General features: G+C 60.9%; 21 protein-coding genes and 1 pseudogene. 14 read left to right on the top strand and 8 right to left on the bottom strand.

Annotation, left to right across the window (positions count from 1 at the left end; translation table 11 throughout):
• Positions 1-1,111 precede the first annotated feature (1,111 nt).
• The 7 genes and pseudogenes from A9O65_RS15865 to A9O65_RS15840 all read left to right on the top strand — a co-directional run bounded on the left by A9O65_RS15865 (position 1,112) and on the right by A9O65_RS15840 (position 8,425).
• Complete coding sequence (locus A9O65_RS15865; protein WP_139180693.1) at positions 1,112-2,242, top strand: hypothetical protein; 1,131 nt, start codon at positions 1,112-1,114, stop codon at positions 2,240-2,242.
• Positions 2,243-2,919: 677 nt separating this feature from the next.
• A pseudogene (locus A9O65_RS15860) lies at positions 2,920-3,932 on the top strand (5'-nucleotidase).
• Between the two features lie 44 nt (positions 3,933-3,976).
• Positions 3,977-4,630, top strand: coding sequence for a DUF2268 domain-containing putative Zn-dependent protease (locus tag A9O65_RS15855; protein ID WP_064702625.1), 654 nt, complete (start codon positions 3,977-3,979; stop codon positions 4,628-4,630).
• A 68-nt stretch (positions 4,631-4,698) separates the two neighbouring features.
• Entirely contained in the window at positions 4,699-5,232 is a 534-nt protein-coding gene (locus tag A9O65_RS15850; RefSeq protein ID WP_064702624.1) for an AAA family ATPase, read from the top strand.
• A 35-nt stretch (positions 5,233-5,267) separates the two neighbouring features.
• The gene (locus A9O65_RS17615) at positions 5,268-5,363 is read left to right on the top strand and encodes an acyloxyacyl hydrolase (RefSeq protein ID WP_074749335.1); all 96 of its coding nucleotides are present in this window, start codon (positions 5,268-5,270) and stop codon (positions 5,361-5,363) included.
• 3 nt (positions 5,364-5,366) lie between these two features.
• On the top strand, positions 5,367-6,104 hold the full coding sequence (locus A9O65_RS15845; RefSeq protein ID WP_064702623.1) for a carbon-nitrogen hydrolase family protein: 738 nt from the start codon (positions 5,367-5,369) through the stop codon (positions 6,102-6,104).
• A gap of 119 nt (positions 6,105-6,223) precedes the next feature.
• A complete protein-coding gene (locus A9O65_RS15840) occupies positions 6,224-8,425 on the top strand; it encodes an OsmC domain/YcaO domain-containing protein (protein WP_064702622.1) in 2,202 nt (733 codons plus the stop codon).
• Positions 8,426-8,513: 88 nt separating this feature from the next.
• Here A9O65_RS15840 and A9O65_RS15835 read toward each other — a convergent pair whose 3' ends face one another.
• The 6 genes from A9O65_RS15835 to A9O65_RS15805 form a co-directional block, all read right to left on the bottom strand.
• A complete protein-coding gene (locus tag A9O65_RS15835; RefSeq protein ID WP_064702621.1) occupies positions 8,514-8,783 on the bottom strand; it encodes a hypothetical protein in 270 nt (89 codons plus the stop codon).
• 308 nt (positions 8,784-9,091) lie between these two features.
• Positions 9,092-10,009, bottom strand: coding sequence for a hydroxymethylglutaryl-CoA lyase (locus A9O65_RS15825; protein ID WP_064702620.1), 918 nt, complete (start codon positions 10,007-10,009; stop codon positions 9,092-9,094).
• A 181-nt stretch (positions 10,010-10,190) separates the two neighbouring features.
• A complete protein-coding gene (locus A9O65_RS15820; protein ID WP_064702619.1) occupies positions 10,191-12,239 on the bottom strand; it encodes an acetyl/propionyl/methylcrotonyl-CoA carboxylase subunit alpha in 2,049 nt (682 codons plus the stop codon).
• Positions 12,236-13,069: an enoyl-CoA hydratase-related protein gene (locus A9O65_RS15815; protein ID WP_064702618.1), complete on the bottom strand. Its 834-nt coding sequence runs from the start codon at positions 13,067-13,069 to the stop codon at positions 12,236-12,238. Before A9O65_RS15815 ends, A9O65_RS15820 begins: the two co-directional genes overlap by 4 nt.
• A gap of 134 nt (positions 13,070-13,203) precedes the next feature.
• The gene (locus A9O65_RS15810; RefSeq protein ID WP_064702617.1) at positions 13,204-14,811 is read right to left on the bottom strand and encodes a carboxyl transferase domain-containing protein; all 1,608 of its coding nucleotides are present in this window, start codon (positions 14,809-14,811) and stop codon (positions 13,204-13,206) included.
• Between the two features lie 105 nt (positions 14,812-14,916).
• A complete protein-coding gene (locus tag A9O65_RS15805) occupies positions 14,917-16,086 on the bottom strand; it encodes an isovaleryl-CoA dehydrogenase (RefSeq protein ID WP_064702616.1) in 1,170 nt (389 codons plus the stop codon).
• Positions 16,087-16,312: 226 nt separating this feature from the next.
• On the opposite strand from A9O65_RS15805, the gene A9O65_RS15800 reads away from it, so the two are divergent.
• Positions 16,313-17,017: a lipoyl protein ligase domain-containing protein gene (locus tag A9O65_RS15800; RefSeq protein WP_082920201.1), complete on the top strand. Its 705-nt coding sequence runs from the start codon at positions 16,313-16,315 to the stop codon at positions 17,015-17,017.
• A gap of 27 nt (positions 17,018-17,044) precedes the next feature.
• On the opposite strand, the gene A9O65_RS15795 is transcribed toward A9O65_RS15800, so the two are convergent.
• Positions 17,045-17,785, bottom strand: a complete 741-nt coding sequence (locus A9O65_RS15795; protein ID WP_064702615.1) for an SDR family oxidoreductase — start codon at positions 17,783-17,785, stop codon at positions 17,045-17,047.
• Between the two features lie 104 nt (positions 17,786-17,889).
• On the opposite strand from A9O65_RS15795, the gene A9O65_RS15790 reads away from it, so the two are divergent.
• The gene (locus A9O65_RS15790) at positions 17,890-18,792 is read left to right on the top strand and encodes a LysR family transcriptional regulator (protein WP_064702614.1); all 903 of its coding nucleotides are present in this window, start codon (positions 17,890-17,892) and stop codon (positions 18,790-18,792) included.
• A 53-nt stretch (positions 18,793-18,845) separates the two neighbouring features.
• Here A9O65_RS15790 and A9O65_RS15785 read toward each other — a convergent pair whose 3' ends face one another.
• A complete protein-coding gene (locus A9O65_RS15785; protein WP_244534456.1) occupies positions 18,846-19,532 on the bottom strand; it encodes a UTRA domain-containing protein in 687 nt (228 codons plus the stop codon).
• A 322-nt stretch (positions 19,533-19,854) separates the two neighbouring features.
• Here A9O65_RS15785 and A9O65_RS15780 point away from each other — a divergent pair, with 322 nt between their 5' ends.
• The 5 genes from A9O65_RS15780 to A9O65_RS15760 are packed head-to-tail and all read left to right on the top strand — an operon-like array spanning position 19,855 to position 24,664.
• Positions 19,855-20,937, top strand: coding sequence for an ABC transporter substrate-binding protein (locus A9O65_RS15780; protein ID WP_139180694.1), 1,083 nt, complete (start codon positions 19,855-19,857; stop codon positions 20,935-20,937).
• Positions 20,938-20,990: 53 nt separating this feature from the next.
• Entirely contained in the window at positions 20,991-21,815 is an 825-nt protein-coding gene (locus A9O65_RS15775) for an alkaline phosphatase family protein (protein WP_064702613.1), read from the top strand.
• Positions 21,812-22,654, top strand: a complete 843-nt coding sequence (locus tag A9O65_RS15770) for an ABC transporter permease (protein WP_064702612.1) — start codon at positions 21,812-21,814, stop codon at positions 22,652-22,654. Before A9O65_RS15775 ends, A9O65_RS15770 begins: the two co-directional genes overlap by 4 nt.
• Positions 22,638-23,495, top strand: coding sequence for an ABC transporter permease (locus tag A9O65_RS15765; protein WP_211612793.1), 858 nt, complete (start codon positions 22,638-22,640; stop codon positions 23,493-23,495). The genes A9O65_RS15770 and A9O65_RS15765 overlap by 17 nt, the downstream gene beginning before the upstream one ends.
• Positions 23,492-24,664 carry an ABC transporter ATP-binding protein gene (locus A9O65_RS15760; protein WP_139180695.1) on the top strand — a complete coding sequence of 391 codons (1,173 nt, stop codon included), beginning with the start codon at positions 23,492-23,494 and terminating at the stop codon, positions 24,662-24,664. Before A9O65_RS15765 ends, A9O65_RS15760 begins: the two co-directional genes overlap by 4 nt.
• The last annotated feature ends 19 nt before the right edge of the window (positions 24,665-24,683 follow it).

The following is a 24,683-nucleotide window of genomic DNA, read 5'->3' as shown; positions in this document are numbered from 1 at the left end:
CAAACCATCGCACGACGAAGTCAAACTCTTACAGAGCCTGCTGCATGGGGTGTCTTAAGAGCCCAATTCATTGGGCGATCTAAGCTGCCACAGCACATCACTGCTCACCAACGCTGGTTGCTGGTACATGCCCGATTCTATGGGCACTCAGAAACTTTCCTGTCTAGAGCGTAACCTAAGCCAATTTTATGAATAGAGTATGATTAAATCAGCAAAGCGAGCGCGTACGTGAATTTTGGATATACTGCCTAGTGATTGGAACGGTGGTTGTCAGAACAATGAGTTACGTCAATGTGGCGGTCTAGATAACCTCAATCAATGCGCCGTCGCGTTCATTGAGGTTTTGCCGCGGGGCATAGAGTCACTGTTAAATCTTCAAGGAAGTATTTTGGCACTCGCAATAATTTTAAGAAACCAACTGCCTGTAAATCGGTTCAGAGACTTGCTGATAGGGTCTATGAAAACAGAGGCAGGCGACAATGCTTTGTTATGTTCTGGTTTTTTTCAGGAGAATTTCAAAGGATCTGCGTATCCAGCCTCCCTAGAAGCCAATTTTGCCACCGAGGTCGCTAAATCAAAAATAGAGATGAATACAGTTGGCATTCATAACGGCTCCTGGAAGCAGTCGTGTAGAAATTTTAGAGACAATATGCGATCTCAAGGTTGCAAGATAAAGTGCTACTGCAAGAATGGGTTTCGGTGGCATGCCAAAGTTTTTATTCTTTACAAAGGAGATGAGCCAAGGTTCGGGATCATCGGAAGAAGTAATATTACGAGGACAGCGTTTGGAAGCGTGAGTATTTTTTAATTACGAATGCGACGTTATGATGTGGCCCGACGACTATAAGTCGATTGCTGATTGATTTGATGAGCAACTAGCTGGTAACAATTTTCCTTATGAAGTTATAAGGGCGCCATATGTTCCGGATATGAATAATGGCATAACTGTGGAAGATAGGCTCAACTCACTAAAGAATGAGATACTCGGCTCTGGACTTACCGAGCTGAACTGATTTAACCAGTGAATGAAGCCGACCGTTTTACGCTGGAGCTCCAAACGGTGGCTTATTCAGGGCGTTAGCGATCCAGAATCCGCGCGCATCAAAGATAAGTGAAGCTGATTATGGTGGGAGATGTGATGAATCCGGGCCCGACCGCGCTGGAGGTACAGCAAGTAAACTGTTTCTATAATTATACTGCTGGCCTAGAGGTCGGCGACGTCGATCTAATCAAGACTGCCGTGCGTCTTCTTCGGTCGGGGGTCGCCCGAGCAGTTTGTTTTTCTGACTTGAAAAGCTTCTATCTTGATACGAACGGCGATATACAGCTCGAATGGATTCAACCGAAAGGTCGGCAGTGGGACTCTAGCTGGATGGTACAATTTAGCGACGACCTACCACGTCCAATCGCTGAGGAACTCCTATTCTGCTTAGAGCTTTCATTTCACGAACAGCGGATCGAGGGCGCGGAATCACGGCAGATTCCGCCTCATCTCCGGGCCGTCCTGCCTCCGGTAGTCCTAGAGCGAGGTGACTTTACTCTTCCAGTATACCCGTGGCTTAAGGTCTATTCTGATGGAATCCTGAATGTAAGCTTTCAGTTGGATACGACGTGGGATAGCTTGAACGAGGCGGACTTTATTAGTGATGTAGTCAATCTTTTCTACCGATATTTTGATCAAATTTGGATGCAGGCGAACGTGCAGCGCCTAGATGCCAATCACATTCTACCAGAAGCATTTGCAGGCGATTTATCTATTGCTGGCCAAGCGGCCGCCGGGAGAAAGCATAGGAGACTTCTGAAGGATCTGCATCGGGCGAGCCGTGTGGTGCTCGATAGGTCCCTAGGAAAGGACGGGCGGAACTTTGAGGTTGGAGGGGACTCTTGGACACTGCATCAAATCGCCGGATCCGAGGGCGATTCGGATTGGGAAGCCAATATCGATCTCTGCCGCTCGATATATCTAGGTGCTGTCACAAGTTTAATCGTTCCAAGCGCCGGAAAGAAGGCTGAGCGGTTCCGGCGAGTCCAGCTTTGGCAAGGCCACCCATCGATTTCGTTGATGCGCTTTACCGCCCAGCCAGATACTACGGATGGGTTAGTCGAAAGGTTTAGCCCCACGATATCGCCAGTGCTGATGCGATCTTCGTCTATCGAGCAGCCTCCGGACCTGCCTCCGGACCTGCGCCTTTTCGAAGACTATTGCCTGCACGGAAATCAGGCGCTCCTTCTTTGGACATGACTGCGACCCGCTGATTCGCCAGATAATGCGTGGGAAGATTCCAGCACGAGGTCTCGACTCCTAGAGAATCAGGCGAGGGCGGAGCACTTTGAATACCATAACCTTCGAATCGTTCGCGCATGCGCGACAGCCATCGCCCCTCCATCTGATGAACATCTGATCCGAGCGTACGAGGTGCTGGCCTCGGCGGAATCCGCAATCCACCACTCCGGCCAAGCAGGAGAGATCACGGAGGCGCTTGAATACCTGTTGGAGGCAGTTGGGACGACGAAGCTCGTAGGCTCTGCGAAAGAGCATGCACGCTGGCATCTCGATGAACGCCGATACCGGACTGAGAAGAAACGTTCACGCGTGGATCGCTGGCTGGTGGTCGTCTTTGGTTTCGTAGGAGCGGCAAGCCTGGCCGATCTTGTGTTTCGCCCATTCGTTCTGGGCTCATATCCCGATTTGGGTGCGAGATGGTCGGGCCTTATTGCATTCTTACTCGCGATCGCAGTAGTGGCCGCACTCGCTGTGGGTATATTGATGTCGGGTGTGCGGCGTCGGTCGTAAGCCATCAAATCGGCCGTTTGCTAGCAAACGCTTTGAGGTCGACGTCTTGTCCTTCCGCTTCGATCTAGGACAAGTCGCGCCTCAAGCCAATCGTTAGCAGTGCTAGGTCTTTGCAAGGAGTATATATGCCAATCGATCTATCAGAAACATTGGTTATTGGAATTTCGGCGACCGCACTTTTCGATCTTTCAGAAGCCGACAAGGTTTTTAGGGAGAAGAAGGCAGAAGACCCGGAAACAGCGATTATTGAGTACCGAGAGTACATGCTTCAGCATGAAGATGAGCCTCTAGAGGACGGTACTGGTATGCCTTTGGTGAAAGCGCTGCTTGGATTGAATAAACATCAAGCCGAAGGCGATAAAAATCCAATAGTTGAGGTCGTCATAATTTCAAAAAATAGTCCGGAAACTGGCTTTAGAGTTTTGAAGGAAATAAGGCGGCGAGGACTTGCAATCACGCGGTCGGCATTCACTGCTGGAGAGCCGAGCTATGACTATTTAGAAGCATTTTATGTTGATTTATTTCTGACAACAGATGAAAAGGATGCTCAAAGTGTGGTCGATACCAAGGTTTGTGCCGGGGCTATTGTCAAGGAGCCGCCGATATCCTCTCATGAACTGAGAGATGACCAAGTCAGGTTTGCTTTTGATGCAGATGCAGTACTATTTAGTGAAGAAAGTGAGCTCATCAATCAGACTGAAGGCCTCGACAAATTCTGGGGAACTGAAGATTTACAGAAAGAAACTCCTCTACAAGAGGGGCCTCACGCGAACCTTTTAAAAAACTTTCTAAGATTCAAGAGCGGCTGCCCGGAAGAATCGAGTATTCCCCTGTACGACTAGCGATTATGACTGCAAGAAATAGCCCTGCTGAGATGAGGGTAATAAATACTATAAGAGAATGGAACGTATATATTGATCAGGCATTTTTCCTAGGTGGTTTACAGAAAAGCAGGTTCCTAAAAGCTTTCAAACCGCATATTTTCTTTGATGATCAGGATTCGCATTTAGATACAGCCGCATTGGATGTTCCCAGTGCAAAAGTTTTGTATCCCAGCGATTCGTCACTGAAAAAGGTGTTCGACGAGAAAGAAGCTAACAAATCAATGCAGCCGACCGCTAACGCGTCGGCTGATTGAGGCGCTATGCCAAACATCCGTCTTGACGAAAGGAATCTCAGCCGATGATCGTCCCACTTTTCCTCGATACCACCGATTGTCGGCATTTCTCGGACGATTCTCGTCAAGCCGTCGAGGAGATCTGTGCTGCTGCGGATATGGAGATACGTGCCCACCTTGGTGCGCTGTTGCCCCATGATATCGAGCTGGCATGCCAAACGGGGCAGTTCGTTATCCCGGAAACGGGGGAGGTGGGCGCTGCGATCACGTCACATCGTGTGGGCTGGACGGTCAATCAGGCGCGATCGAGAGGGATCGCCGGCATCGCTCGCACGCAGTTGCGCTTCACGTTGTTCCATGAGCTCCATCATCTGGCACGAGGCTGGGTGATGTATGGCGGGCCGGAGCGCACCTCCTTCATGGAAGGCGTTGTCAGTGAGGGGCTGGCAACCGTTTTCGAACGAGATGTCGCGGGGCGCGAGACGCCGTGGGGGCAATACCCCGACGACGTCCAGACATGGGTGGCCGAGTTGCTGGAGCTTCCGGTTTCGGCGTCTTACGGCCATTGGATGTTTCGGCATCCGGATGGGCGGCGTTGGATTGGATATCGGGCAGGGGCGTACATCGCAGACCAGGCTATCTTGGCGTCTGGGCTATCTGCCGCCGACCTGGCGATTGTTCCAAGTGACGAGATATTACGGATGTCTGGTGTCCGGTAGCATTTTGCCAGGAGAGACCAGCTTTTCCATGTGCGCGACAAGCACCTGATGGAGGCCTTAGACGTTTAATGAACAATCGATTCGTAGTCACCGGCGGGCCCGGCGGAGGTAAAACAACAGTTCTTACCGCTCTGGCGGAGCGTGGGTACAGTTTCGCACCAGAGTCTGCCCGGAGGATAATCCAGGAGCGGTTAATAGCGGGGTTGTCGCCAAGGCCGGGGCCCGCCTTGTTTGCCCATGAGGTCCTGAGTGCGGATATCGAAAAGTATCGAGCAACCGATGCCGGTGATGGTCCCGGGTTCTTTGATCGAGGTGTGCTGGACGCGTTGTGGATGCTGGATGCGGAGAATGCACTGACATATGATCAAGCGGCTCGATACGTTCACGATTTTCCCTACAACAGGCGCGTTTTTCTTCTGCCTCCATGGAAAGAGATCTATGGCACCGATGCCGAGCGTGACCAGACATTTGAACAGTCCGTCGAGGTGTTCGAGGGTCTGAAAAGGTGGTATCGGCAATGGAGCTATGAAACCTTGGAGGTGCCGCGTACTCATGTCAGTGAGCGCGTTTCATTTATTCTGGAAGCCGTAGATAACATCTGAAAAGTTGCGTCCGTTGACCACCCAGCGCCACTGGCGTGGGCTATCGGTTTCTTCACTATTCCGATGCCGGTGTGAATGGCCCGGATACCAACGGGGCGAATTTTCACATGATTGAATTTAGCTACAGGTGAAGTATGAGGGTATGTGTCGCGCAGTTGCGTCCCGAGCCCGGTGATCTGGCGAAAAATACGGAAAAGCACCTCGCGCTCATCAAGCAGGCAGTGGTCCACCGAGCCGACGTGGTGTATTTCCCCGAGCTATCCCTTACGGGGTATCAGCCACGCCTGTCGAGCGCCCTCGTCAGCGATGCGGAGCACTGGTGTCTCAACGAGCTCCAGGAGCTTAGCGATGCGCACGGTCTGCAAATCGGGGTAGGCATGCCCTTGGTCGTCGACGCTGGCGTGCAGATCGGAATGGTCTGGTTTTTGCCCCACGAGCCGCCTCGCACCTATGCCAAGCAATGGCTACATGCCAGTGAGCTTGCCTACTTTACAGCTGGGGATCACCAGCTGTTGCTCGATAGCCACGGCGGCACGCTGGCTCCCGCCATTTGCTATGAATCGCTCCAGGCGGATCACGCCAACGCGGCTGCCGAGATGGGCGCTCGGTTCTATCTCGCCAGCGTGGCTGAGTCGGCCAGTAACCTGCCCAGGGCCATGCAGCATTATTCATCCGTCGCCCGACGCCACAGCATGCACGTGCTGTTGGCTGACGCTGTGGGCCCGAGTGGCGATTTCATCAGTACAGGGCGATCGGCGGCCTGGAATACCGAGGGTGAGCTGCTCGCCCAGATGGGAACGGATTCGGAAGGCGTGCTGATACTGGACACCGCGCAAGGCATCGCCAGCGTGCATGAGGTTGCCACTAGCTGATAGCTGCGCCCGCACTGGCGATTTTTTGATCACCCGCCCAAGACGAAGCGCCTCAAAAGCTGGATAATGGCGGGCTACGCGCTACGGCCGACCGAAACCACGAATCCGGTGCTTTGTCAATGGAAATCAAGGTCAACTATCTCGACAACCTCCGGCTGGAGGCCAAGTTCGATGACTTCACGGTCATCTCCGACCAGCCCATCCGCTACAAGGGCGATGGCTCGGCGCCTGGCCCCTTCGATTACTTCCTGGCGTCGTCGGCGATGTGCGCGGCGTATTTCGTCAAGGTCTACTGCAATGCGCGCGATATTCCCACCGAGAATATCCGGCTGTCGCAGAACAACATCGTCGATCCGGAGAACCGCTACAAGCAGATCTTCAAGATCCAGGTCGAGCTGCCGGAGGATCTGTCCGACAAGGATCGCCAGGGCATCATGCGTTCCATCGAGCGTTGCTCGGTCAAGCGGGTGGTGCAGAACGTGCCTGAGTTCCAGATCGAGACGGTCGAGAACCTGGACGAGGATGCCCAGGCGCTGTTGATGGCCGAGCCGGAGGAGGGTGCGAGTACCTGGATCGAAGGCAAGGATCTGCCGCTGGAGCAGACCATCGCCAACATGACGAGCATTCTCGAGTCGCTGGGCATGCAGATCGAGATCGCCTCCTGGCGCAACATCGTGCCGCATGTGTGGTCGCTGCACATTCGCGATGCCCACTCCAACATGTGCTTCACCAACGGCAAGGGCTCGACCAAGGAGAGCGCGCTGTGCTCGGCGCTGGGTGAGTTCATCGAGCGCTTGAGCTGCAACTTCTTCTACAACGATCAGTTCTTCGGCGAAGAGATCGCCAACAGCGAGTTCGTGCACTATCCCGACGAGAAGTGGTTCCAGCCGGGGCCGAACGACGAGTTGCCGGAGGGCATCCTGGATGCCTACTGCCGGGAGTTCTACGACCCGGATGGCGAGCTGCGGGGCTCCAACCTGATCGACACCAATTCCGGCAAGGTGGAGCGCGGCATTGTCTCGCTGCCGTTCGTGCGCCAGTCGGATGGCGAGGTGGTCTACTTCCCCTCTAACCTGATCGAGAACCTCTACCTCAGTAACGGCATGAGTGCCGGCAACACCCTGCATGAGGCGCAGGTGCAGTGCCTGTCGGAGATCTTCGAGCGGGCAGTTAAGAAACAGATCATCGAGGAAGAGATCGCGCTGCCGGACGTGCCGCATGCAGTGCTGGCGAAGTACCCCGAGATTCTCGAGGGCGTCGAGGCGCTGGAGAAGCAGGGCTTCCCGGTGCTGGTCAAGGATGCCTCCCTGGGCGGCCAGTTCCCGGTGATGTGCGTCACCCTGATGAACCCGCGCACGGGCGGGGTCTTCGCGTCCTTCGGTGCGCATCCCAGCTTCGAGGTGGCACTGGAGCGCAGCCTGACCGAGCTGTTGCAGGGCCGCAGCTTCGAGGGCTTGAACGACTTCATGCCGCCGACCTTCAATTCGCTGGCCGTCACCGAGCCGAACAACTTCGTCGAGCACTTCATCGATTCCTCGGGGCTGGTGTCCTGGCGTTTCTTCAGTGCCCGGGCCGATGTCGAGTTCGTCGAGTGGGATTTCTCGGGCACGAACGAGGAGGAAGCCGAGCGCCTGTTCGGTATCCTCAAGGAACTGGGGCTGGAAGCCTACATGGCTGTCTTTGATGACCTGGGTGCGCCGGTGTGCCGCATCCTGGTGCCGGGGTATTCTGAGGTCTACCCGGTGGAGGATCTGATCTGGGACAACACCAACAAGGCGCTGTTGTTCCGCGAGGATATCCTGCACATCCACGAGCTGAGCGACGAGCAACTGGGCGATCTGCTAGAGCGCCTGGAGGAGACCCAGATCGATGACCACGAAGACATCATCACCCTGATCGGCATCGAGTTCGACGAGAACACCGTCTGGGGGCAGCTCACCATCCTCGAGCTGAAACTGCTGATCAACCTGGCGCTCGGCCAGCACGAGCAAGCCCTGGAGCGGGTCGAGATGTTCCTGCAGTTCAACGACAACACCGTCGAGCGCGGGCTCTTCTACCAGGCGGTGAACGCGGTGCTGGAAATCGCCCTGGACGACGAACTCGAGCTGGACGACTACCTCTACAACTTCACGCGCATGTTCGGCGAAGCGACCATGCAAGCCGTGGTTGGCTCAGTGAACGGCGAGGTGCGCTTCCATGGCCTGGAGCCGACCAACATGCAACTGGAAGGCCTCGAGCGGCACCAGCGTTTGATAGAGAGCTACAAGAAGCTGCATGCCCACCGGGCTGCCAGGGCGGAGATGGCGGTCGCTGAGGCTTGATGTTCATTAGATAGCTTCATCGGCCCCATCGTGAAAAGCCCCCGAGTCAGCGATCTGGCTCGGGGGCTTTGCGTTTTGGCGCTGGCGATCAGTCCTCGTGCAGGCGACCTTCCACATATTTGTGGAGGATGCTGGCAACCAGTGTCTGGTAGGGAATACCCTCTGCCAGCGCCTTTTTCTGGAGGCCTCGAAGGTCCCTGGAGGAAAGGCGAATGTTGATGCGTGCATCTTTCTTGAACATGGCCTCTGCATACTGCTGATGCCGTTGCTGTGTACGTTCGGCGTCCGGCACCCGTTTTAGCTCACCTTCTTCGAAAGCTTCCAGTAGCTCGCGCTCTTCCTTGTCCAATTTGCTCATTTGCCACCTCCCAGATAGGCCTTTGTCGCTTTTCGGCTCGGGATAATGGTCTTCAGGAAGATTTCATCATCCGACTCGACAAAAGGTACGAGGTATGCGTACCCCTCTATGTCGATCACATGGATCTGCTGGCCTGGGAACGCTTCTGGTTTGGATGTTCCAGTGTATCAAGAAGATCACCCGCCGACATGTGGAAGACCACCGCCTCGAAGGAAATACCCCTTTCCTCCTGTAGGCGTTGGTTCTTCTCGGTGTTCCATGTGATCGGCTTCATAAGGTGAGGATAGCACAATGTGTGCCTTTGGTAGTCAGCCGGATGTGTCAGATAGCTTCGTGGCAGTGGCAACGCCAGCCTTGGAGCGGTTGGGTCGGCCGATGGCCTGGGTGATCCAGTCGCCGGTGGCGGCGAGTTTGTCGAGGTCGACGCCGCTGTCGATGCCCAGGCCGTTGAGCAGGTAGACGACGTCTTCGCTGGCGACGTTGCCGGCGGCGCCCTTGGCATAGGGGCAGCCACCCAGGCCGGCGACGGAGCTGTCGATCACGGCGATGCCTTCCTCGAGCACGGCGTAGAGGTTGGCGAGTGCCTGGCCGTAGGTGTCGTGGAAGTGGGCGGCGAGCTTGTCCATGGGAACGTCGCGGGCTACGGCCTCGAGCATGCGCTTGGCCTTGAGCGGGGTGCCGGTGCCGATGGTGTCGCCCAGCGAGACCTCGAAGCAGCCCATCTCGAACAGGGCCTTGGCGACCTCCGCGACCTTGGCGGGGGCGATCTCGCCTTCGTAGGGGCAGCCGAGCACGCAGGAGACATAGCCGCGCACGCGGATGCCGGCCTGTTGCGCGCGTTCCAGCACCGGGGCGAAGCGTTCCAGGGATTCGGCGATGGAGCAGTTGATGTTCTTGTGCGAGAAGGCCTCACTGGCGGCGCCGAACACCGCGACTTCTTCGACACCGCATTCCAGTGCTGCCTCGAGCCCTTTGAGGTTGGGGGTGAGGGCGGAGTAGGTAATGCCGGGGCGGCGCTTGAGGCCGGTCATTACTTCGCGGTGGTCGGCCATCTGCGGTACCCACTTGGGCGAGACGAAGCTGGCGGCTTCGATATGTCGCAGGCCGGCATCGGCGAGGCGGTCGATCAGTTCGAGTTTGGTGTCGGTGTCGATGGCCTCGGGTTCGTTCTGCAGCCCGTCGCGGGGGGCGACGTCGACCAGGCGGATTTGCTTGGGGAATGCCATTGCAGAGCTCCAATCATTCGAGAGAATCCAGAGCAGCGGCTGATCCGGCGGCAGGCCTTGGCGAAGGCGCTGTGAATCCTTCCCTGGACGCTACATTTGCCATCCATGGCGAATGACCTTCGCTACGGCCTGCCCCCCCGGCGCCGCTTACCTTGGACGCTGCTTGCCAGGGGCACGGTGGTTACTCGTCTGCAGCGAATTCCAGCAGCACGTCGCCTTGTCCGACGGTGTCGCCGGCCTGGAAGTGGAAGCTTTCGACCTGGCCGTTGGCGGGGGCGGTCAGGGTGTGTTCCATCTTCATGGCTTCCATGACCATCAGCGCCATGCCTTTCTCGACGCGTTCGCCGGGTTGCACCAGCAGGGTCACCACGGTGCCGTGCATGGGCGCGGTGAGCGTGGATTCGGCCTCGTGACGACCGTGGTCGATGGCGTCGATGCGTCGCCAGAACAGCCGGGTTTCGCGCCGCGGGTCGACCATCACCACCAGGTTGCGTTCTCGTCCTTCGCCGACCAGTCGAGTCTGCAGGCGGCGGCGATGGCCGTCCAGGGTTACCGCCACGGCGTCGCCGTCGAGCGGTTGCAGTGTGGCATCGAAGGCTTGGTCGCCGATGCGCAGGCGCCAGGGGTCGCCAGGCGCTGCCCGCTTGCCCTCGACGGTGACCAGGGCGTCTGCGTCGTCGATTCGGTCCGGGGCGCAGAGGGCGATGCGGATGGTGTGTTCGGCGTTGAGCCGGAAGCCGTCGTGGCGGTCCCAGGGCGAGTCGCTCTCGCGTTCCTGACCGAGCTGGTGGAGGCCGACCAGGGCGGCGCTGGCATATTCTTCGGCCGTATAGTGTCGCGGCGCGAACAGTTCCGCCTCGTGGTGCTCGATGAAGCGGGTGTCCAGCTCGGCGGCGCGAAAGGCGGGGTGCGTTGCCAGGCGTTGCAGGAAGTCGCGGTTGGTGGTCACGCCTTGAACGTCGAGGGCGGCCAGGGCGCGGTTGAGGGTGGCGAGCGCCTGTTCGCGGTCATCACCGTGGACGATCAGCTTGGCCAGCATCGGATCGTAGTGCATGGAGACGGCATCGCCGCTGGCCACGCCGCTGTCCAGGCGTACCTGGGCCGGCTCGAGCCCGGCGCCGGCGAGATCCAGCTCGAAGCGGTTCAGGGTGCCGGTGGCGGGCAGGAAGCCCTGCGCCGGGTCCTCGGCGTAGAGACGTGCCTCGAAGCTGTGGCCGGTGATGGTCAACGCCTCCTGCGCCATGGGGAGCGCCTCGCCCATGGCGACGCGCAGTTGCCATTCGACGAGGTCCTGGCCGGTGATCATCTCGGTCACGGGGTGCTCCACCTGGAGACGCGTGTTCATCTCCATGAAGTAGAAGGACCCGTCCTGACCTTGTGAAGAGTCCAGCAGGAACTCGACCGTGCCGGCGCCCACATAGCCGATCTCGCGGGCGGCGCGTACGGCGGCGTCGCCCATCTCGCGGCGCAAGGCCTCGGTCATGCCCGGGGCGGGGGCTTCTTCCAGCACCTTCTGGTGGCGGCGCTGCACGCTGCAGTCGCGCTCGAAGAGATAGACGCCGTGGCCCTGGCTGTCGCAGAACACCTGCACCTCGACATGGCGCGGCTGGGTCAGGTATTTCTCGATCAGCATGCGATCGTCGCCGAAGGCGGCGCGGGATTCGCGGCGGCAGCCGTCCAGCGCGGCCTGGAAGGCCTCGGCGGATTCCACTACGCGCATGCCCTTGCCGCCACCGCCGGCGCTGGCCTTGAGCAGTACCGGATAGCCGATGCGGTCAGCCTCGGCCTTGAGCAGGGCGTCATCCTGGTCGTCGCCGTGGTAGCCGGGCACCAGCGGTACGCCGGCGTCATGCATGCGGGCCTTGGCGGCGGACTTGTCGCCCATGGCGGCGATGGCCGAGGCAGGCGGGCCAACGAAGGTGATACCGGCCTCGGCCAGGGCGGCGACGAAATCGCCATTCTCGGAGAGGAAGCCGTAGCCGGGATGCACGGCACCGGCGCCGGTGCGCCGGGCGGCGGCGATCACCGCCTGGATGTCGAGATAGCTGGCCTGGGCGGCGGCCGGGCCGAGGCGCACGGCTTCATCGGCCTCGCGCACGTGGCGGGCGCTGGCATCGGCGTCGGAATAGACGGCCACGGTGCGCAGGCCCATGCGGCGGGCAGTGCGCATCACGCGGCAGGCGATCTCACCGCGGTTGGCCACCAGCAGGGTATCGAAAGCGTGGCTCATGAGGAGCGCTCCGTAGTGGAGGGTGGTTCGGGCGCCCAACGGGGGCGGCGCTTGTCGAAGAAACTGGCCAGGCCTTCCTGGCCTTCGTCGCTGACGCGCAGCTCGGCGATCACCTGGCAGGTACGCTCGCGGGTCGCGGCGCTGTCGGGCTCGCGTGCAACCTCGGCGAGCAACGCCTTGGTGGCGCGGCTGGATTGCGGCGAGGTGGCGAGCAGCGTCTCGACCATGGCGTCGACCGCCTCGTCCAGGGCATCCGGCTCGACCACACGGTGCGCGAGCCCCAGGGCCTCGGCAGTGGACGCATCGATGACCTCGGCGGTCAGCGCGTAGCGGCGCATTTGCCGCTCGCCCAGGGCGCGTTGCACATAGGGGCTGATCACCGCCGGCGAGAGGCCGATCTTGACCTCGGAGAGGCAGAAGCGAGCCTTCTCCGAGGCGATGACGATATCGCAGCAGGCGGCCAGGCCCACGGCACCACCGAAGGCTGCCCCCTGCACCCGGCAGAGCGTGGGGCAGGGCAGGGTGTCGAGCCCGTGCATCAGCGCTGCGAGCTGGCGGGAGTCGGCCAGATTGTCCTCGAGGTCGTAGTCGACCATGCGCTTCATCCAGCCCAGATCCGCCCCGGCGGAGAAATGCTTGCCTTCGGAACCCAGCACCAGCAGGTGAATCTCGTCACGCTCGGCGGCCTCCCGAACATGCTGAAGGTGCCCGTTGAGCTCACCGATCAAGGCATCGTCGAAAGCGTTGAGCACATCCGGGCGATCCAGCGTCAGCCACGCAACGCCGCGGGTATCGATTGCCAATCGTGAATAAGTGGGGGTATCTGACATCTCAGACCTCGTTAGCAGAGCTTGAAGCCAGAAGCTGGACGCTTGAAGAAACCTCGGCAGCTTGCCTCTGGGGCGTGCGGTAGTGACTTCCAGCTTACAGCTTCAAGCTTCCGGCTCCCTTGCGCAGCAAGGGGTCACATCCTGAACACGCCGAATTTGGTGTCTTCTATCTCGGCGTTCATGGCGGCGGCGAGCGATAGGCTGAGCACGTCGCGGGTCTGGGCCGGGTCGATGACGCCGTCGTCCCAGAGTCGCGCGCTGGCGTAGTAGGGGTGGCCCTGGTGCTCGTACTGGTCGCGGGTCGGCTGCTTGAAGGCAGCTTCCTCTTCGGCGGACCATTCGCGCCCCTCGCGCTCCAGCTGCTCACGCTTGACCTGGGCCAGCACGCCGGCCGCCTGTTCGCCGCCCATCACCGAGATGCGCGCGTTGGGCCACATGAACAGCAGGTTGGGATCATAGGCGCGACCGCACATACCGTAGTTGCCGGCGCCGAAGCTGCCGCCGATCAGCACGGTGAACTTGGGCACGCGGGCGCAGGCCACGGCGGTGACCAGCTTGGCGCCGTGCTTGGCGATGCCTTCGTGCTCGTACTTGGAGCCGACCATGAAGCCGGTGATGTTCTGCAGGAACACCAGCGGAATCTTGCGTTGAGCGCACAGCTCGATGAAATGCGCGCCCTTCATGGCGGATTCCGAGAACAGTACGCCGTTGTTGGCGACGATGCCCACCGGGTGGCCGTGGATATGTGCGAAGCCGGTGACCAGGGTGTCGCCGTAGGTGCGCTTGAATTCGTCGAAGGCGGAGTCGTCGACGATGCGGCCGATCACTTCGCGAACCTCGAAGGGCTTTCTGAGATCGGTGCCGACGATGCCGTAGAGCTCCTCGGGATCGAGGCGCGGCGGCTTGGGTTCGGCCATGGCCAGCTGACCGTGCTTCTGCCAGTTGAGCCGAGCCACGCAGCGTCGCGCCAGTTGCAGGGCATGGGCGTCGTTCTCGGCGTAGTGATCGGCCACACCGCTGACCTTGGCGTGCACATCGGCGCCGCCCAGGTCCTCGGCGCTGATCGACTCGCCCGTGGCGGCCTTCACCAGTGGCGGACCACCGAGGAAGATGGTGCCCTGTTCGCGCACGATGATCGACTCGTCGGCCATGGCCGGCACATAGGCGCCGCCGGCGGTGCACGAGCCCATGACCACGGCGATCTGCGGAATGCCCTCGGCGGAGAGGGTGGCCTGGTTGTAGAAGATGCGCCCGAAGTGGTCGCGGTCGGGGAAGACCTCGTCCTGGCACGGCAGGTAGGCACCGCCGGAGTCCACCAAGTAGAGGCAGGGCAGGCGATGCTTGCGGGCGATTTCCTGGGCGCGCAGGTGCTTCTTCACGGTCAGCGGGAAGTAAGTGCCGCCCTTGACCGTGGCGTCGTTGGCGACGATCACGCATTCCACGCCGGAGACCCGGCCGATGCCGGTGACCACACCGGCGGCGGGCACCGGACTGTCGTAGACCTCATGGGCGGCCAGCGCCGAGAACTCGAGAAAGGGCGAGCCCTCGTCGAGCAGGTGATCGATACGGTCGCGGACGAACAGCTTGCCGCGCGACTCATGCCGGGCGCGCGCCTTCTCGCCACCGCCCTGGTGGATTGCCGCGGTCAGCTCGCGTAACCGGCCTACCTCGGCGCGCATCGACGCCTCGTTGGTCTGGAAACCCTCGCTGCGCGGATTGATTTGGGATGTTAGAACGCTCATTTATCCCTCCGGGATAAAAGCTTGAAGCTCGAAGCCGGAAGCTTGAAGAAAAACCACCCAACCATGGGCGTGAGCTCTTCCAGCTTCTGGCTTTCAGCTTCCGGCTTATTTTGACTCGTTAAAGATTTCGCGGCCGATCAGCATGCGGCGGATCTCGCTGGTGCCGGCGCCGATCTCGTAGAGCTTGGCGTCGCGCAGCAATCGCCCGGTGGGGTATTCGTTGATGTAGCCATTGCCGCCGAGCAGCTGAATGGCGTCGAGTGCCATCTGGGTAGCCTTTTCGGCGCAGTAGAGGATCACGCCGGCGGCGTCCTTGCGTGAGGTGCGGCCGCGGTCGCAGGCGCCGGCGACGGCGTACAGATAGGCCCGGCAGGCGTTCAGGGTGGTGTACATGTCGGCCACCTTGCCTTGCACCAACTGGAACTCGCCGATGGACTGACCGAATTGCTTGCGTTCGTGGAGGTAGGGCACCACCACGTCCATGGCCGCCTGCATGATGCCGATCGGTCCGGCGGCCAGCACGGTACGTTCGAAGTCGAGGCCGCTCATCAGCACCCGGGCGCCCTTGTTCACCTCGCCGAGGACGTTCTCCTCGGGCACTTCGCAGTCCTCGAACACCAGCTCGCAGGTGTTGGAGCCGCGCATGCCCAGCTTGTCGAGCTTCTGTGCCGTGGAAAAGCCGGCGAATCCCTTCTCGATGATGAAAGCGGTAATGCCCTTGGAGCCGGCGTCGGGGTCGGTCTTGGCGTAGACCACCAGCACGTCGGCATCGGGCCCGTTGGTGATCCACATCTTGTTGCCGTTGAGCACATAGCGGTCACCGCGCTTCTCGGCCTTGAGCTTCATGGAGACCACGTCGGAACCGGCGCCGGGCTCGGACATGGCCAGTGCACCGACGTGCTCCCCGCTGATCAGGCCGGGCAGGTACCTGGCTTTCTGCTGCGCATTGCCGTTGAGCTTGATCTGGTTCACGCAGAGATTGGAATGGGCGCCGTAGGAGAGCGCCACCGAGGCGCTGGCCCGCGAGATCTCTTCCATGGCGATGCAGTGGGCGAGATAGCCCATGCCGCTGCCGCCGTCTTCCTCGGGCACGGTGATGCCGAGCAGGCCCATGTCGCCGAACTTCTGCCAGAGGTCGTCGGGGAACGCGTTTTGCGCGTCGATCTCGGCGGCGCGAGGTGCGATCTCATCGCGGGCGAAGGCGTGAACCTGGTCGCGCAGCATGTTCAGTTCGTCATCGAGACCGAAGTCGAGGGGCTGGTAGGGCGCGTGCATGGTGAACTCCGCTGGTCTGATGGCGCGCCACGAGGCGCACCCGATCATTCATCGAGGTGATGATGCCAAGACTAAGACAGGTTTACGTTAACGTAAAGGTCATGGGATTGAGGTTCGACCAAGGTGGTGAGTTCGGGCGCGCGGATAGTCGCAATTTGCCTGAGCAGCGATGGCGCCAGGTGCAAGCGACGACGTAAGCTGGGCGCTTCACCCTGGAGCGAGCGATATGATGACGAGCGACACGGTTCTGTACCGCCCCTCGGTGCAAGAGGGCCTCGCCGCCGAAGAGGCGTTGCTGGAGGCGGTGTGTCGGGGCGAGAGCCATCTGGCGTGCCTGGCATGGTCGCCGCATGACCGGGCTCTGGTGATGCCGCGTCGTCACGCTCGTCTCGAAGGCTTTGACGAGGCACGGTCACGCCTGGAGGGGCAGGGCTGGCCGGTACTGTTCCGTGCCACCGGGGGTACGCCGGTGCCTCAGGGGCCGATGGTGGTCAACCTGGCTCTGGTGGTGCGCTGTGAGGTACGCAGTTCGGCGGCGCATCTCGAGTGGGGCTATCATCGCCTGGGCGACCCCTGGTGTGACTGGTTGGCCTCCCTGGGCGTGGCCGAGGCGGATCTCGGCGAGGTGGCCGGTGCCTATTGCGATGGCCGCTTCAACGTGCGCATCGCCGGCTGCAAGCTGGTCGGCACTGCCCAGCGCTGGCGCCGCGTGAAGGGTAGCCGCGACATGGCGCTGTTGGTGCATGGTGCCATGCAGGTCGATGGGGAACCGTCGATGCTGGTCGAGGTGGTCAACGCCTTCCAGGAGGTCGTCGACGACCCGCAGCGGTTCCAGCCGGACGCCCATATCGCCCTGCGCCAGGCTGTGCCCGAACTGGAACTCGAGACGGCCCTGGTCGACCTGGTGACGCGTTTGCGTTCGTCGGAGTGAGCCGGATCGTGCGTCGTCGGGACCGCCTCAGGCGAAACCGCCGTTGGCGCGTAGCACCTGCCCATTGATCCAGCCGCCTTGCGGCCCGGCCAGGAAGGCGACGGCATCGGCAATTTCCTCCGGTTGTCCCAAACGCTCGAGGGGGGCCATGGCAGCGATCGAGGCGATCTGCTCGTCGCTCTTGCCTTCGAAGAACAGCTCTGTGGCCACGGGGCCGGGGGCCACGCCGTTGACGGTGATGTTACGCCCGCGCAGTTCATTGGCCAGTACCTTGATCAGCCCCTCGACACCGGCCTTGCTGGCAATGTAGGCACCGTAGGCGGGGAAGGATTTCGCCAGCACGCTCGATGACAGGGCGATGATGCGCCCACCCTCGCGTAATGTTTCGGCAGCCTTGGCCATCACCAGCCAACTGCCGCGGAGGTTGGTGGCGAGCGTACGGTCGAGGACCTCGACATTGTCGGTGGTGATGTTCGCCATCTGCAGGGTGCCGGCATTGTTGACCACGACGTCGAGGCGTCCAAACGCCTCCAGCGCTTGGTCGAAAAGCCGAATGACGGACGCCGAATTGCCGATATCGGCCTGTAGTGCCACTCCGCGGCCACCGTTCGTCTCGATTTCGGCCACAGTCTGGTTTGCCAGCTCCGCATTGCCGGCATAGTTCACCACCACGGCGAAGCCATCCTCGGCGAGCTTGAGAGCGATGGCACGGCCGATGCCACGGGAAGCGCCGGTCACCAGTGCGACTTGCTGCGTTGTGTCGGTCATTGATCCGTTCCTCGTTGAGTTGACGCTGCCCAGTATTGGCATTCCAATCACGCGAATAAATCAGCTAATCTGCAAAGACTATTCAGCCAGGAAAAACAATTCGTATGGACCGGTTCGAGGCGATGACCCTTTTCGTGCGCATCGTGGAGAGCGGTAGCTTCACCAAGGCGGCCAACGGGCTCGATATTCCCCGAGCGACCGCCACCCTGGCCATTCAGCGGATGGAAAGTCGGTTGGGTGTACGCCTGCTGGAACGCACGACGCGACAGGTACGTCCCACCCCCGAGGGAAAGGCGTTCCACGAGCGTTGCGTGCGTCTGCTGGCGGAACTGGAGGATGCCGAAGCAACCCTGAAGCCGGTCGCCGATAATCCCGACGGTGTCTTGCGTGTCGAGATGCATGGCGCCCAGGCCCGGCTGATCGTGTTGCCGCGCATTCAGGAGTTCCATCGCCGTTATCCGCGCTTGGAGCTGATTCTGACCAGTGGAGACCGGTTCGTGGATCTGGTGGGAGAGGGCGTGGATTGTGCGCTGCGCTCCGGAGCCCCAGCGGATTCCAGCCTGGTCGCCCGCAAGCTGGCTGAAATGCCCCAGACGATCTGTGCCAGCCCGACATACCTGGAGAGCGCCGGGTATCCGCGTCATCCCGACGAGCTTCACAAGCACCAGGTGGTCAATTTCTTCTCTGGCAACAATGCGGTGGACAGCACCCTGGATGTGATCGTGGATGGCCGTTCCCGGGCTTTCGAGGTCGGTGGCTGGATCACGGTCAACGATGCCTCGACCTATGTGGAGAGTGCTCGCCAGGGATGCGGCATGATTCAATTGCCGCGCTTTCATGTCGCGCCCCTGATCGAGCGGGGAGAGCTCGTGGAAGTCCTGCCAGAGTGGCCCAAACCGACGCTGCCGCTGCACGCGGTCTATCCTCAGCGGCGGCAGCTATCGCCCCGCGTGCGAGTCTTCCTGGACTGGATCACCTCGATCTATGCGGCACGTTCCGATGTGTAGCGACAATGCTGGGAAGTGTACCGGGGAGTCGCGCGCCCGCCTGACGTGATCGCTCAGGATTGCGGGGCAGCGCTCAGGGTGAGTTCGATGGCGTCGTGTCGCCAGTATTCATCGTCGCAATCCACCATGCGGCCGTTCTGGTCATGATTGATGCGGGTGATGCGCTGCACCGGGCTGCCCGGCGCGGCGTGCAGGGCGGAGGCGGCTCGATGGCCCAGCCCCGTGGACCCCAGCTCGAAGCTGACGCGGCTGACCCGGATGGCGTATTCCCGCCGATAGAGTTCGGTCAATGAGCAGGCAGCAAGGTCGAACGCGAGGATGTCGGGAAAGCAGTCGACCCTGAGGTGGTGTTCGACATAGAGCACTCGACGGCCGTCGATGCTTCTGGCTCTGACGATCCGGTAGACCGGCGTTCCTTCCGCCATGCCCAGGCGTCTGGCGACTGTCGCCGAGGCGGCCGTTTCATGGGCTTCCAGCAGCTCGGTGGCGGCGCGGCGCCGTTGCGATTCGACCATTTCGTGGAAGGGCAGGCCGGCGAGCAGATCGTAGCGCAGGCGTGGGGGAGAGAGGAACCAGCCGCGGCGGCTTTCCCGGTAGATGCGTCCCTCGGCTTCCAGTTGTGAAAGCGCCTCGCGCAGGGTGATGCGCGTCGTGTTCAGGTGCTCCAGCAGTTGCCGCTCGGAGGGCAAGCGGTCACCGGGGCGCAGGGTGTGCTGGGTCAGCAGTTCCCACAATGTCATCCGCAGGTCATGGGCTTGCTGACTGGCGGGCATGGCTGATGAGCGAAGCGGGTTTGTGGAAGCTGCTGGCATTGAAGGCATGGGATCTCGAGAGGGTTTCTTGGTCTAGTTCAGTTTGCTTGGTTAATGACGTGAATCTTTCCATCTCAGTCTAGCGTCCTGTCTGTTTCAACAGGATGAAATACGCCGTTGTCACGCGCAACGTGGCTGCCACGTATTTGACACCATGGCGTCATAAAGCGTCTCTAGAGTCCTCCTTGCCACTGCCTGAACTAGACCAGGCGACGTTTTGCTTCTCACGATTCTTGCAAGGAGTCACACCATGTTGCCGCGTCGATCGCCCCTTCCCCGTCTGGCGCTGGGCTGTGCCCTGGGTGCCACACTCATGGCCGGTAGTGTCCAGGCCGATCCGTCGGATCTGCCGGCCCTCATCGAAGCCGCTCAGCAGGAAGGGCGTGTCGATAGCGTCGGGATGCCGGACTCCTGGGCCAACTGGAAGGATACCTGGCATGACCTGAAGACCGAGTATGGCCTGGAGCACATGGATACCGACATGAGCTCGGCCGAGGAAGTGGCCAAGTTCAAGGCCGAGGGCGAAAACGCCACGGCCGATATCGGCGATGTAGGATTCGCGTTCGGTCCCATCGCGGTGGAGCAGGGTGTCACGCAACCGTACAAGCCGAGTACCTGGGATGAGATTCCCGAGTGGGCCAAGGACGAGGAAGGCCACTGGATGCTCGGCTATACCGGCACCATCGCCTTCATGATCAACAAGGAACTGGTGCCGGAAGACCAGCGTCCCGACGCCTTCGCTGATCTCAGCGAGGGTGACTACAAGGTCTCGGCTGGCGCCGTGGGCCAGGCGTCCCAGGCCAACAATGCCGTGCTGGCGGCTGCCTATGCCAACGGCGGCAGCGAGGCGGATTTGGCCCCCGGTTTCGAGGTGTTTGCCGAACTGGCTCGCCAAGGGCGGCTTTCGCTGGCCGAGCCCAGCATTGCCAATCTCGAGAAGGGCGAGATCGAGGTGGCGCTGATGTGGGACTTCAATGCCCTGAACTATCGCGACCAGATCGATCCCGATGCCTTCGAGGTGGTGATTCCTGCCGATGCGTCGGTGACGTCAGGCTATGCCACCATCATCAATCGGCATGCCGTGCATCCCAATGCGGCCAAGCTGACCCGTGAGTTCATTCTCTCCGATCAGGGGCAGCTCAATCTGGCGGAAGGGTATGCGCGTCCGATCCGGGCCGAGCATCTGGAGATGCCCGACGAGATTGCGGCCAGGCTGCTGCCCAACGAGCAGTATGCCAACGCCCGGCCGATCCAGGACTTCGCTGCCTGGGAGCAGAGCGCCCGCGAACTGCCCCGCCAGTGGCAGTCCCAGGTGCTGATCCATCAGCAGTAACCCGTCATGTCAGCGTTGCCGCTATCCGTGCCGGGTAGCGGCCAGGAGTTACCATGTCACACCGCGTGATACTCATTGTGCTCGACGGTCTCAACCACCTTGTCGGTCATCATGCCATGGGCTATCTCAATGCGCTCTGCGAGGCGGGGCGGGGTCGTTACTACACGTTGAGCTGCGAGTTACCGGCCATGTCGCGGCCGCTTTACGAGTGCCTGCTGACCGGCGACCGCCCGGTCGATTCCGGCGTGGTCAACAACGATGTGGTGCGCCGTTCCCATGGCACCAGCCTGTTTGACCTGGCTAGCCGGCAAGGCAAGCGCACGGCGGCCGCGGCCTATCATTGGGTAAGCGAGCTTTACCTCGAGGCGCCCTTCGACCGCACGCGGCACCGGTTTCGGCAAGCGCCGGATGCCGCCATCCAGGCCGGGCTTTTCTATTGGCAGGATCACTATCCGGACGACCATCTATTCAGCGATGCCGAGATGCTCCGTCAACTGAACGATCCGGATTTTCTGCTGGTGCACAGCATGAATATCGATGATGCCGGGCATCGCCATGGGGGAGATTCGCCCCAGTATCGCAATGCGGCACGTCGTGCCGATATTGCCCTGTCCGATTACCTGCCGCGCTGGCTGGAGGCAGGCTATCAAGTGATGGTAACCGCCGATCATGGCATGAATGCCGATCGCTCTCACTCGGGCTCGCTGGAAGTCGAGCGCGGGGTACCGCTCTGGACGCTGGGGGACGGATTCTCTCGGCGTCCGGTGCCACTCGTTGAACAGAGGCGCTTATGCGGGACCCTGGCCACCTTGATGGGACTGGAGCATCACAAGCCGTTCCATGGCGAATTGCTTGTCCAGGAGGAGGGGGAGTCATGAGAGGGCTTCACGCTGCTTCGCCGGCCTTGTTGTGGTTGCTGCCTTTCGTGGTGGTGTTCGCGGCTTTCCAGTTGGCGCCGTTGGCATGGGTCGCGATCAGTGCGTTTCGCGTGGATGACGGCTGGGGCCTGGGGCATTTCCGCGAGATCGTCACGTCACCCTTCTTTCGTCAGGCCATTGGGCGCAGCCTGGAAATCTCGCTGGTGTCCAGCCTGCTCGGTCTGACCATTGCCGCTCTGACCTGCCATAGCCTCGCCCATACGCGAGGGCCTCTGCGTCGCTGGATGGTGGCCTTCACCAACATGACCAGCAATTTCGCCGGCGTGCCGCTGGCCTTTGCTTTCATCATCCTGATGGGGACCAATGGCGTGCTGACCCTGGCCCTGCAGCGTCTGGGGATCATCGAGGATTTCAACCTCTACTCGAAGACGGGGCTGATCGTCATCTACACCTGGTTCCAGATTCCGCTGGGCGTGTTGCTACTGTTCCCGGCGCTGGCGGGCTTGCGTACGGAGTGGCAGGAAGCGGCCAGCCTGCTGGGAGCGGGGCGTCTGGCCTACTGGCGGCATATTGGCCTGCCGGTGTTGTGGCCGGCCCTGCTGGGCACCCTGACCATCCTGATTGCCAATGCGATGGGGGCCTATGCGACGGTCTATGCCCTGGTCAACACCAGCTACAACCTGATGACCATTCGCATCGCCAACCTGGTGTCGGGGGATCTCTTTCTGCAGCCCAACCTGGCCAGTGCGCTGGCGCTGATTCTCGTGCTGCTGCTGGCCATGGTCACCTTGATCCAGCAGTGGCTACTTCGCAGGAGTTATCATGTCGCAGAGCGCTGATACTGTCACGATGGCTTCGGGACCGTCTTCTACGGCGAGGCCTCGCTGGCGGTTCGACCCGCACAGGCTGGTGGTGCTGGGCGTGTTCACCATCCTGGCCTTGCCGTTGGTGGTGACCCTGGGCTATGCCCTGGCCGGGCACTGGGGGGCCAGCCTGTTGCCGGACTCGCTGACCCTGAAGTGGTTCGTCGAGCTGTGGGCCACGCCGCGCTTCCAGGCTGCCTTCGTGCGCTCGCTGCTGGTGGCCGTCGGTGCGCTGGCCTTGTCATTGGTGCTGATCCTGCCGGTGGCCTTCCTGGCCCAGACCCGTTACCCACGTCTGGATGGCTGGATGAATGGCTTGATCCTGATGCCCTTTGCCGTGCCGCCAGTGGTCTCGTCGGTGGGGCTGCTGCAACTCTATGCCGGCGGGCCGCTGCCCCTGGTGGGGACGCCCTGGATCCTGATTCCGACCTACTTCACCATCGTGCTGCCGTTCATGTACCGCGCCATCGCCAACAGCCTGAGGTCCATCGATGTGGCCTCGCTGATGGATGCAGCGCGACTGCTGGGAGCCGGCCCGTTGCAGGCCTTCTTCCTGGTGGTGTTGCCCAATATTCGGGTCGGCGTGCAGATCGCGATCTTTCTGTCGTTTTCCTTCCTGGTCGGCGAGTTCGTCTTCGCCAACCTGCTGGTGGGCACGCGCTTCGAGACCCTGCAGGTATATCTCAACAACATGCGTGGCGCCAGTGGCCATTTCACCAGTGCCCTGGTGATTACCTTGTTCGCCTTCACTCTCGTACTGACCTGGCTGGGCAATCGTCAGTCGGGCCAGGACCTTGCCAAGGAGTCTGCCTCATGATGCCGTCAACAGCCATGGGCTCCCCGGTCTACAAGGAAGGGCCTGCATCCATGCCCTTCAACTCGCCGCAGAGCCGCGGGGAGGCGACGTCGGCGCGTGACGTCGTGGATGCCGTCAGTCCTCCGCGCTCGGATTATCTGCAACTGGAGGGGCTGGCCAAGGCGTTCGGCGCCACTCGGGTCTTCCAGGATATCCAGGCGGATATCGCCCAGGGCGAGTTCATCACCTTGCTGGGGCCTTCCGGCTGCGGCAAGTCGACCCTGCTGCGCAGCATCGCCGGGCTGACCGCGCTGGACGAGGGAAGCGTGCGAATCGCCGGGGAAGACATCACCCAGCTTCCGCCCCGCAAGCGGGGCATCGGCATGGTCTTCCAGCACTATGCTCTGTTTCCCAACATGCGGGTCGCCGATAACGTCGCCTTTGGGCTTCGCATGCAGCGGGTGGAGCGCGAAGCCCGCCGGCAGCGGGTCGAGGAGGTGCTGAGGCTGGTCGAGCTCGAGGCACATGCCGACAAGTACCCTCACCAGCTTTCCGGCGGACAATGTCAGCGAGTGGCGTTGGCCAGGGCGCTGGTCGTGGAGCCGCAGATCCTTTTGATGGACGAACCGCTGTCGGCGCTGGATGCTCGGATTCGTCGGCATCTGCGCGACCAGATTCGCGACATCCAGAAGACGCTGGGGCTGACGACGCTGTTCGTGACCCATGACCAGGAGGAAGCGATGATGCTATCGGATCGCATCTTCCTGATGCACCAGGGGCAGATCCTCCAGCAGGGCGATGCCGAGCAGTTGTACACCCGTCCCGCCGGTCGACATGCCGCAGGGTTCATGGGGCACTACAACCTGCTCGATGCCCAGCAGGCGAGGCCGCTGCTGGGGCACCATGGCGAACAAGGCCAGGTGGCGCTGCGCCCCGAGGCGCTCTATCTCGTCGCGCAGGGACGTGATCCCGTCAAGTCAGCCGAACTGCCCCCCAACGCGGGGCCCGGCTGCCACGGCATCATCCGCCGCCGACGGCTGCTGGGCAACGTCGTTCGCTACGAAGTGGCATGCGGCGAGTTGCTGCTCAACGTGGACGTGCTCAATCGCAGTGCACGTCATCTGCTGGACGACCAGGATCGCGTTGTCGTCCATGTGGATCTGGATGAGGTGCAGGAGCTGGGGGCATGAAGGCAATGGGACATACGTG

The organism is Halomonas caseinilytica, assembly GCF_001662305.1.
Lineage (GTDB): Bacteria > Pseudomonadota > Gammaproteobacteria > Pseudomonadales > Halomonadaceae > Halomonas > Halomonas caseinilytica.
The sequence above is the reverse complement of the archived record's forward strand: the minus strand, read 5'-3'. Positions and strand labels throughout refer to the sequence as shown.

Coding starts and splice junctions, on each gene's coding strand:
- A9O65_RS15815 (WP_064702618.1), bottom strand. CDS start 13,069: ATGTCAGATACCCCCACTTATTCACGATTGGCAATCGATACCCGCGGC.
- A9O65_RS15840 (WP_064702622.1), top strand. CDS start 6,224: ATGGAAATCAAGGTCAACTATCTCGACAACCTCCGGCTGGAGGCCAAG.
- A9O65_RS15855 (WP_064702625.1), top strand. CDS start 3,977: ATGATCGTCCCACTTTTCCTCGATACCACCGATTGTCGGCATTTCTCG.
- A9O65_RS15770 (WP_064702612.1), top strand. CDS start 21,812: ATGAGAGGGCTTCACGCTGCTTCGCCGGCCTTGTTGTGGTTGCTGCCT.
- A9O65_RS15760 (WP_139180695.1), top strand. CDS start 23,492: ATGATGCCGTCAACAGCCATGGGCTCCCCGGTCTACAAGGAAGGGCCT.
- A9O65_RS15780 (WP_139180694.1), top strand. CDS start 19,855: ATGTTGCCGCGTCGATCGCCCCTTCCCCGTCTGGCGCTGGGCTGTGCC.
- A9O65_RS15785 (WP_244534456.1), bottom strand. CDS start 19,532: ATGACATTGTGGGAACTGCTGACCCAGCACACCCTGCGCCCCGGTGAC.
- A9O65_RS15820 (WP_064702619.1), bottom strand. CDS start 12,239: ATGAGCCACGCTTTCGATACCCTGCTGGTGGCCAACCGCGGTGAGATC.
- A9O65_RS15845 (WP_064702623.1), top strand. CDS start 5,367: ATGAGGGTATGTGTCGCGCAGTTGCGTCCCGAGCCCGGTGATCTGGCG.
- A9O65_RS15790 (WP_064702614.1), top strand. CDS start 17,890: ATGGACCGGTTCGAGGCGATGACCCTTTTCGTGCGCATCGTGGAGAGC.
- A9O65_RS15775 (WP_064702613.1), top strand. CDS start 20,991: ATGTCACACCGCGTGATACTCATTGTGCTCGACGGTCTCAACCACCTT.
- A9O65_RS15810 (WP_064702617.1), bottom strand. CDS start 14,811: ATGAGCGTTCTAACATCCCAAATCAATCCGCGCAGCGAGGGTTTCCAG.
- A9O65_RS15825 (WP_064702620.1), bottom strand. CDS start 10,009: ATGGCATTCCCCAAGCAAATCCGCCTGGTCGACGTCGCCCCCCGCGAC.
- A9O65_RS15765 (WP_211612793.1), top strand. CDS start 22,638: ATGTCGCAGAGCGCTGATACTGTCACGATGGCTTCGGGACCGTCTTCT.
- A9O65_RS15795 (WP_064702615.1), bottom strand. CDS start 17,785: ATGACCGACACAACGCAGCAAGTCGCACTGGTGACCGGCGCTTCCCGT.
- A9O65_RS15805 (WP_064702616.1), bottom strand. CDS start 16,086: ATGCACGCGCCCTACCAGCCCCTCGACTTCGGTCTCGATGACGAACTG.
- A9O65_RS15800 (WP_082920201.1), top strand. CDS start 16,313: ATGATGACGAGCGACACGGTTCTGTACCGCCCCTCGGTGCAAGAGGGC.
- A9O65_RS15835 (WP_064702621.1), bottom strand. CDS start 8,783: ATGAGCAAATTGGACAAGGAAGAGCGCGAGCTACTGGAAGCTTTCGAA.
- A9O65_RS15850 (WP_064702624.1), top strand. CDS start 4,699: ATGAACAATCGATTCGTAGTCACCGGCGGGCCCGGCGGAGGTAAAACA.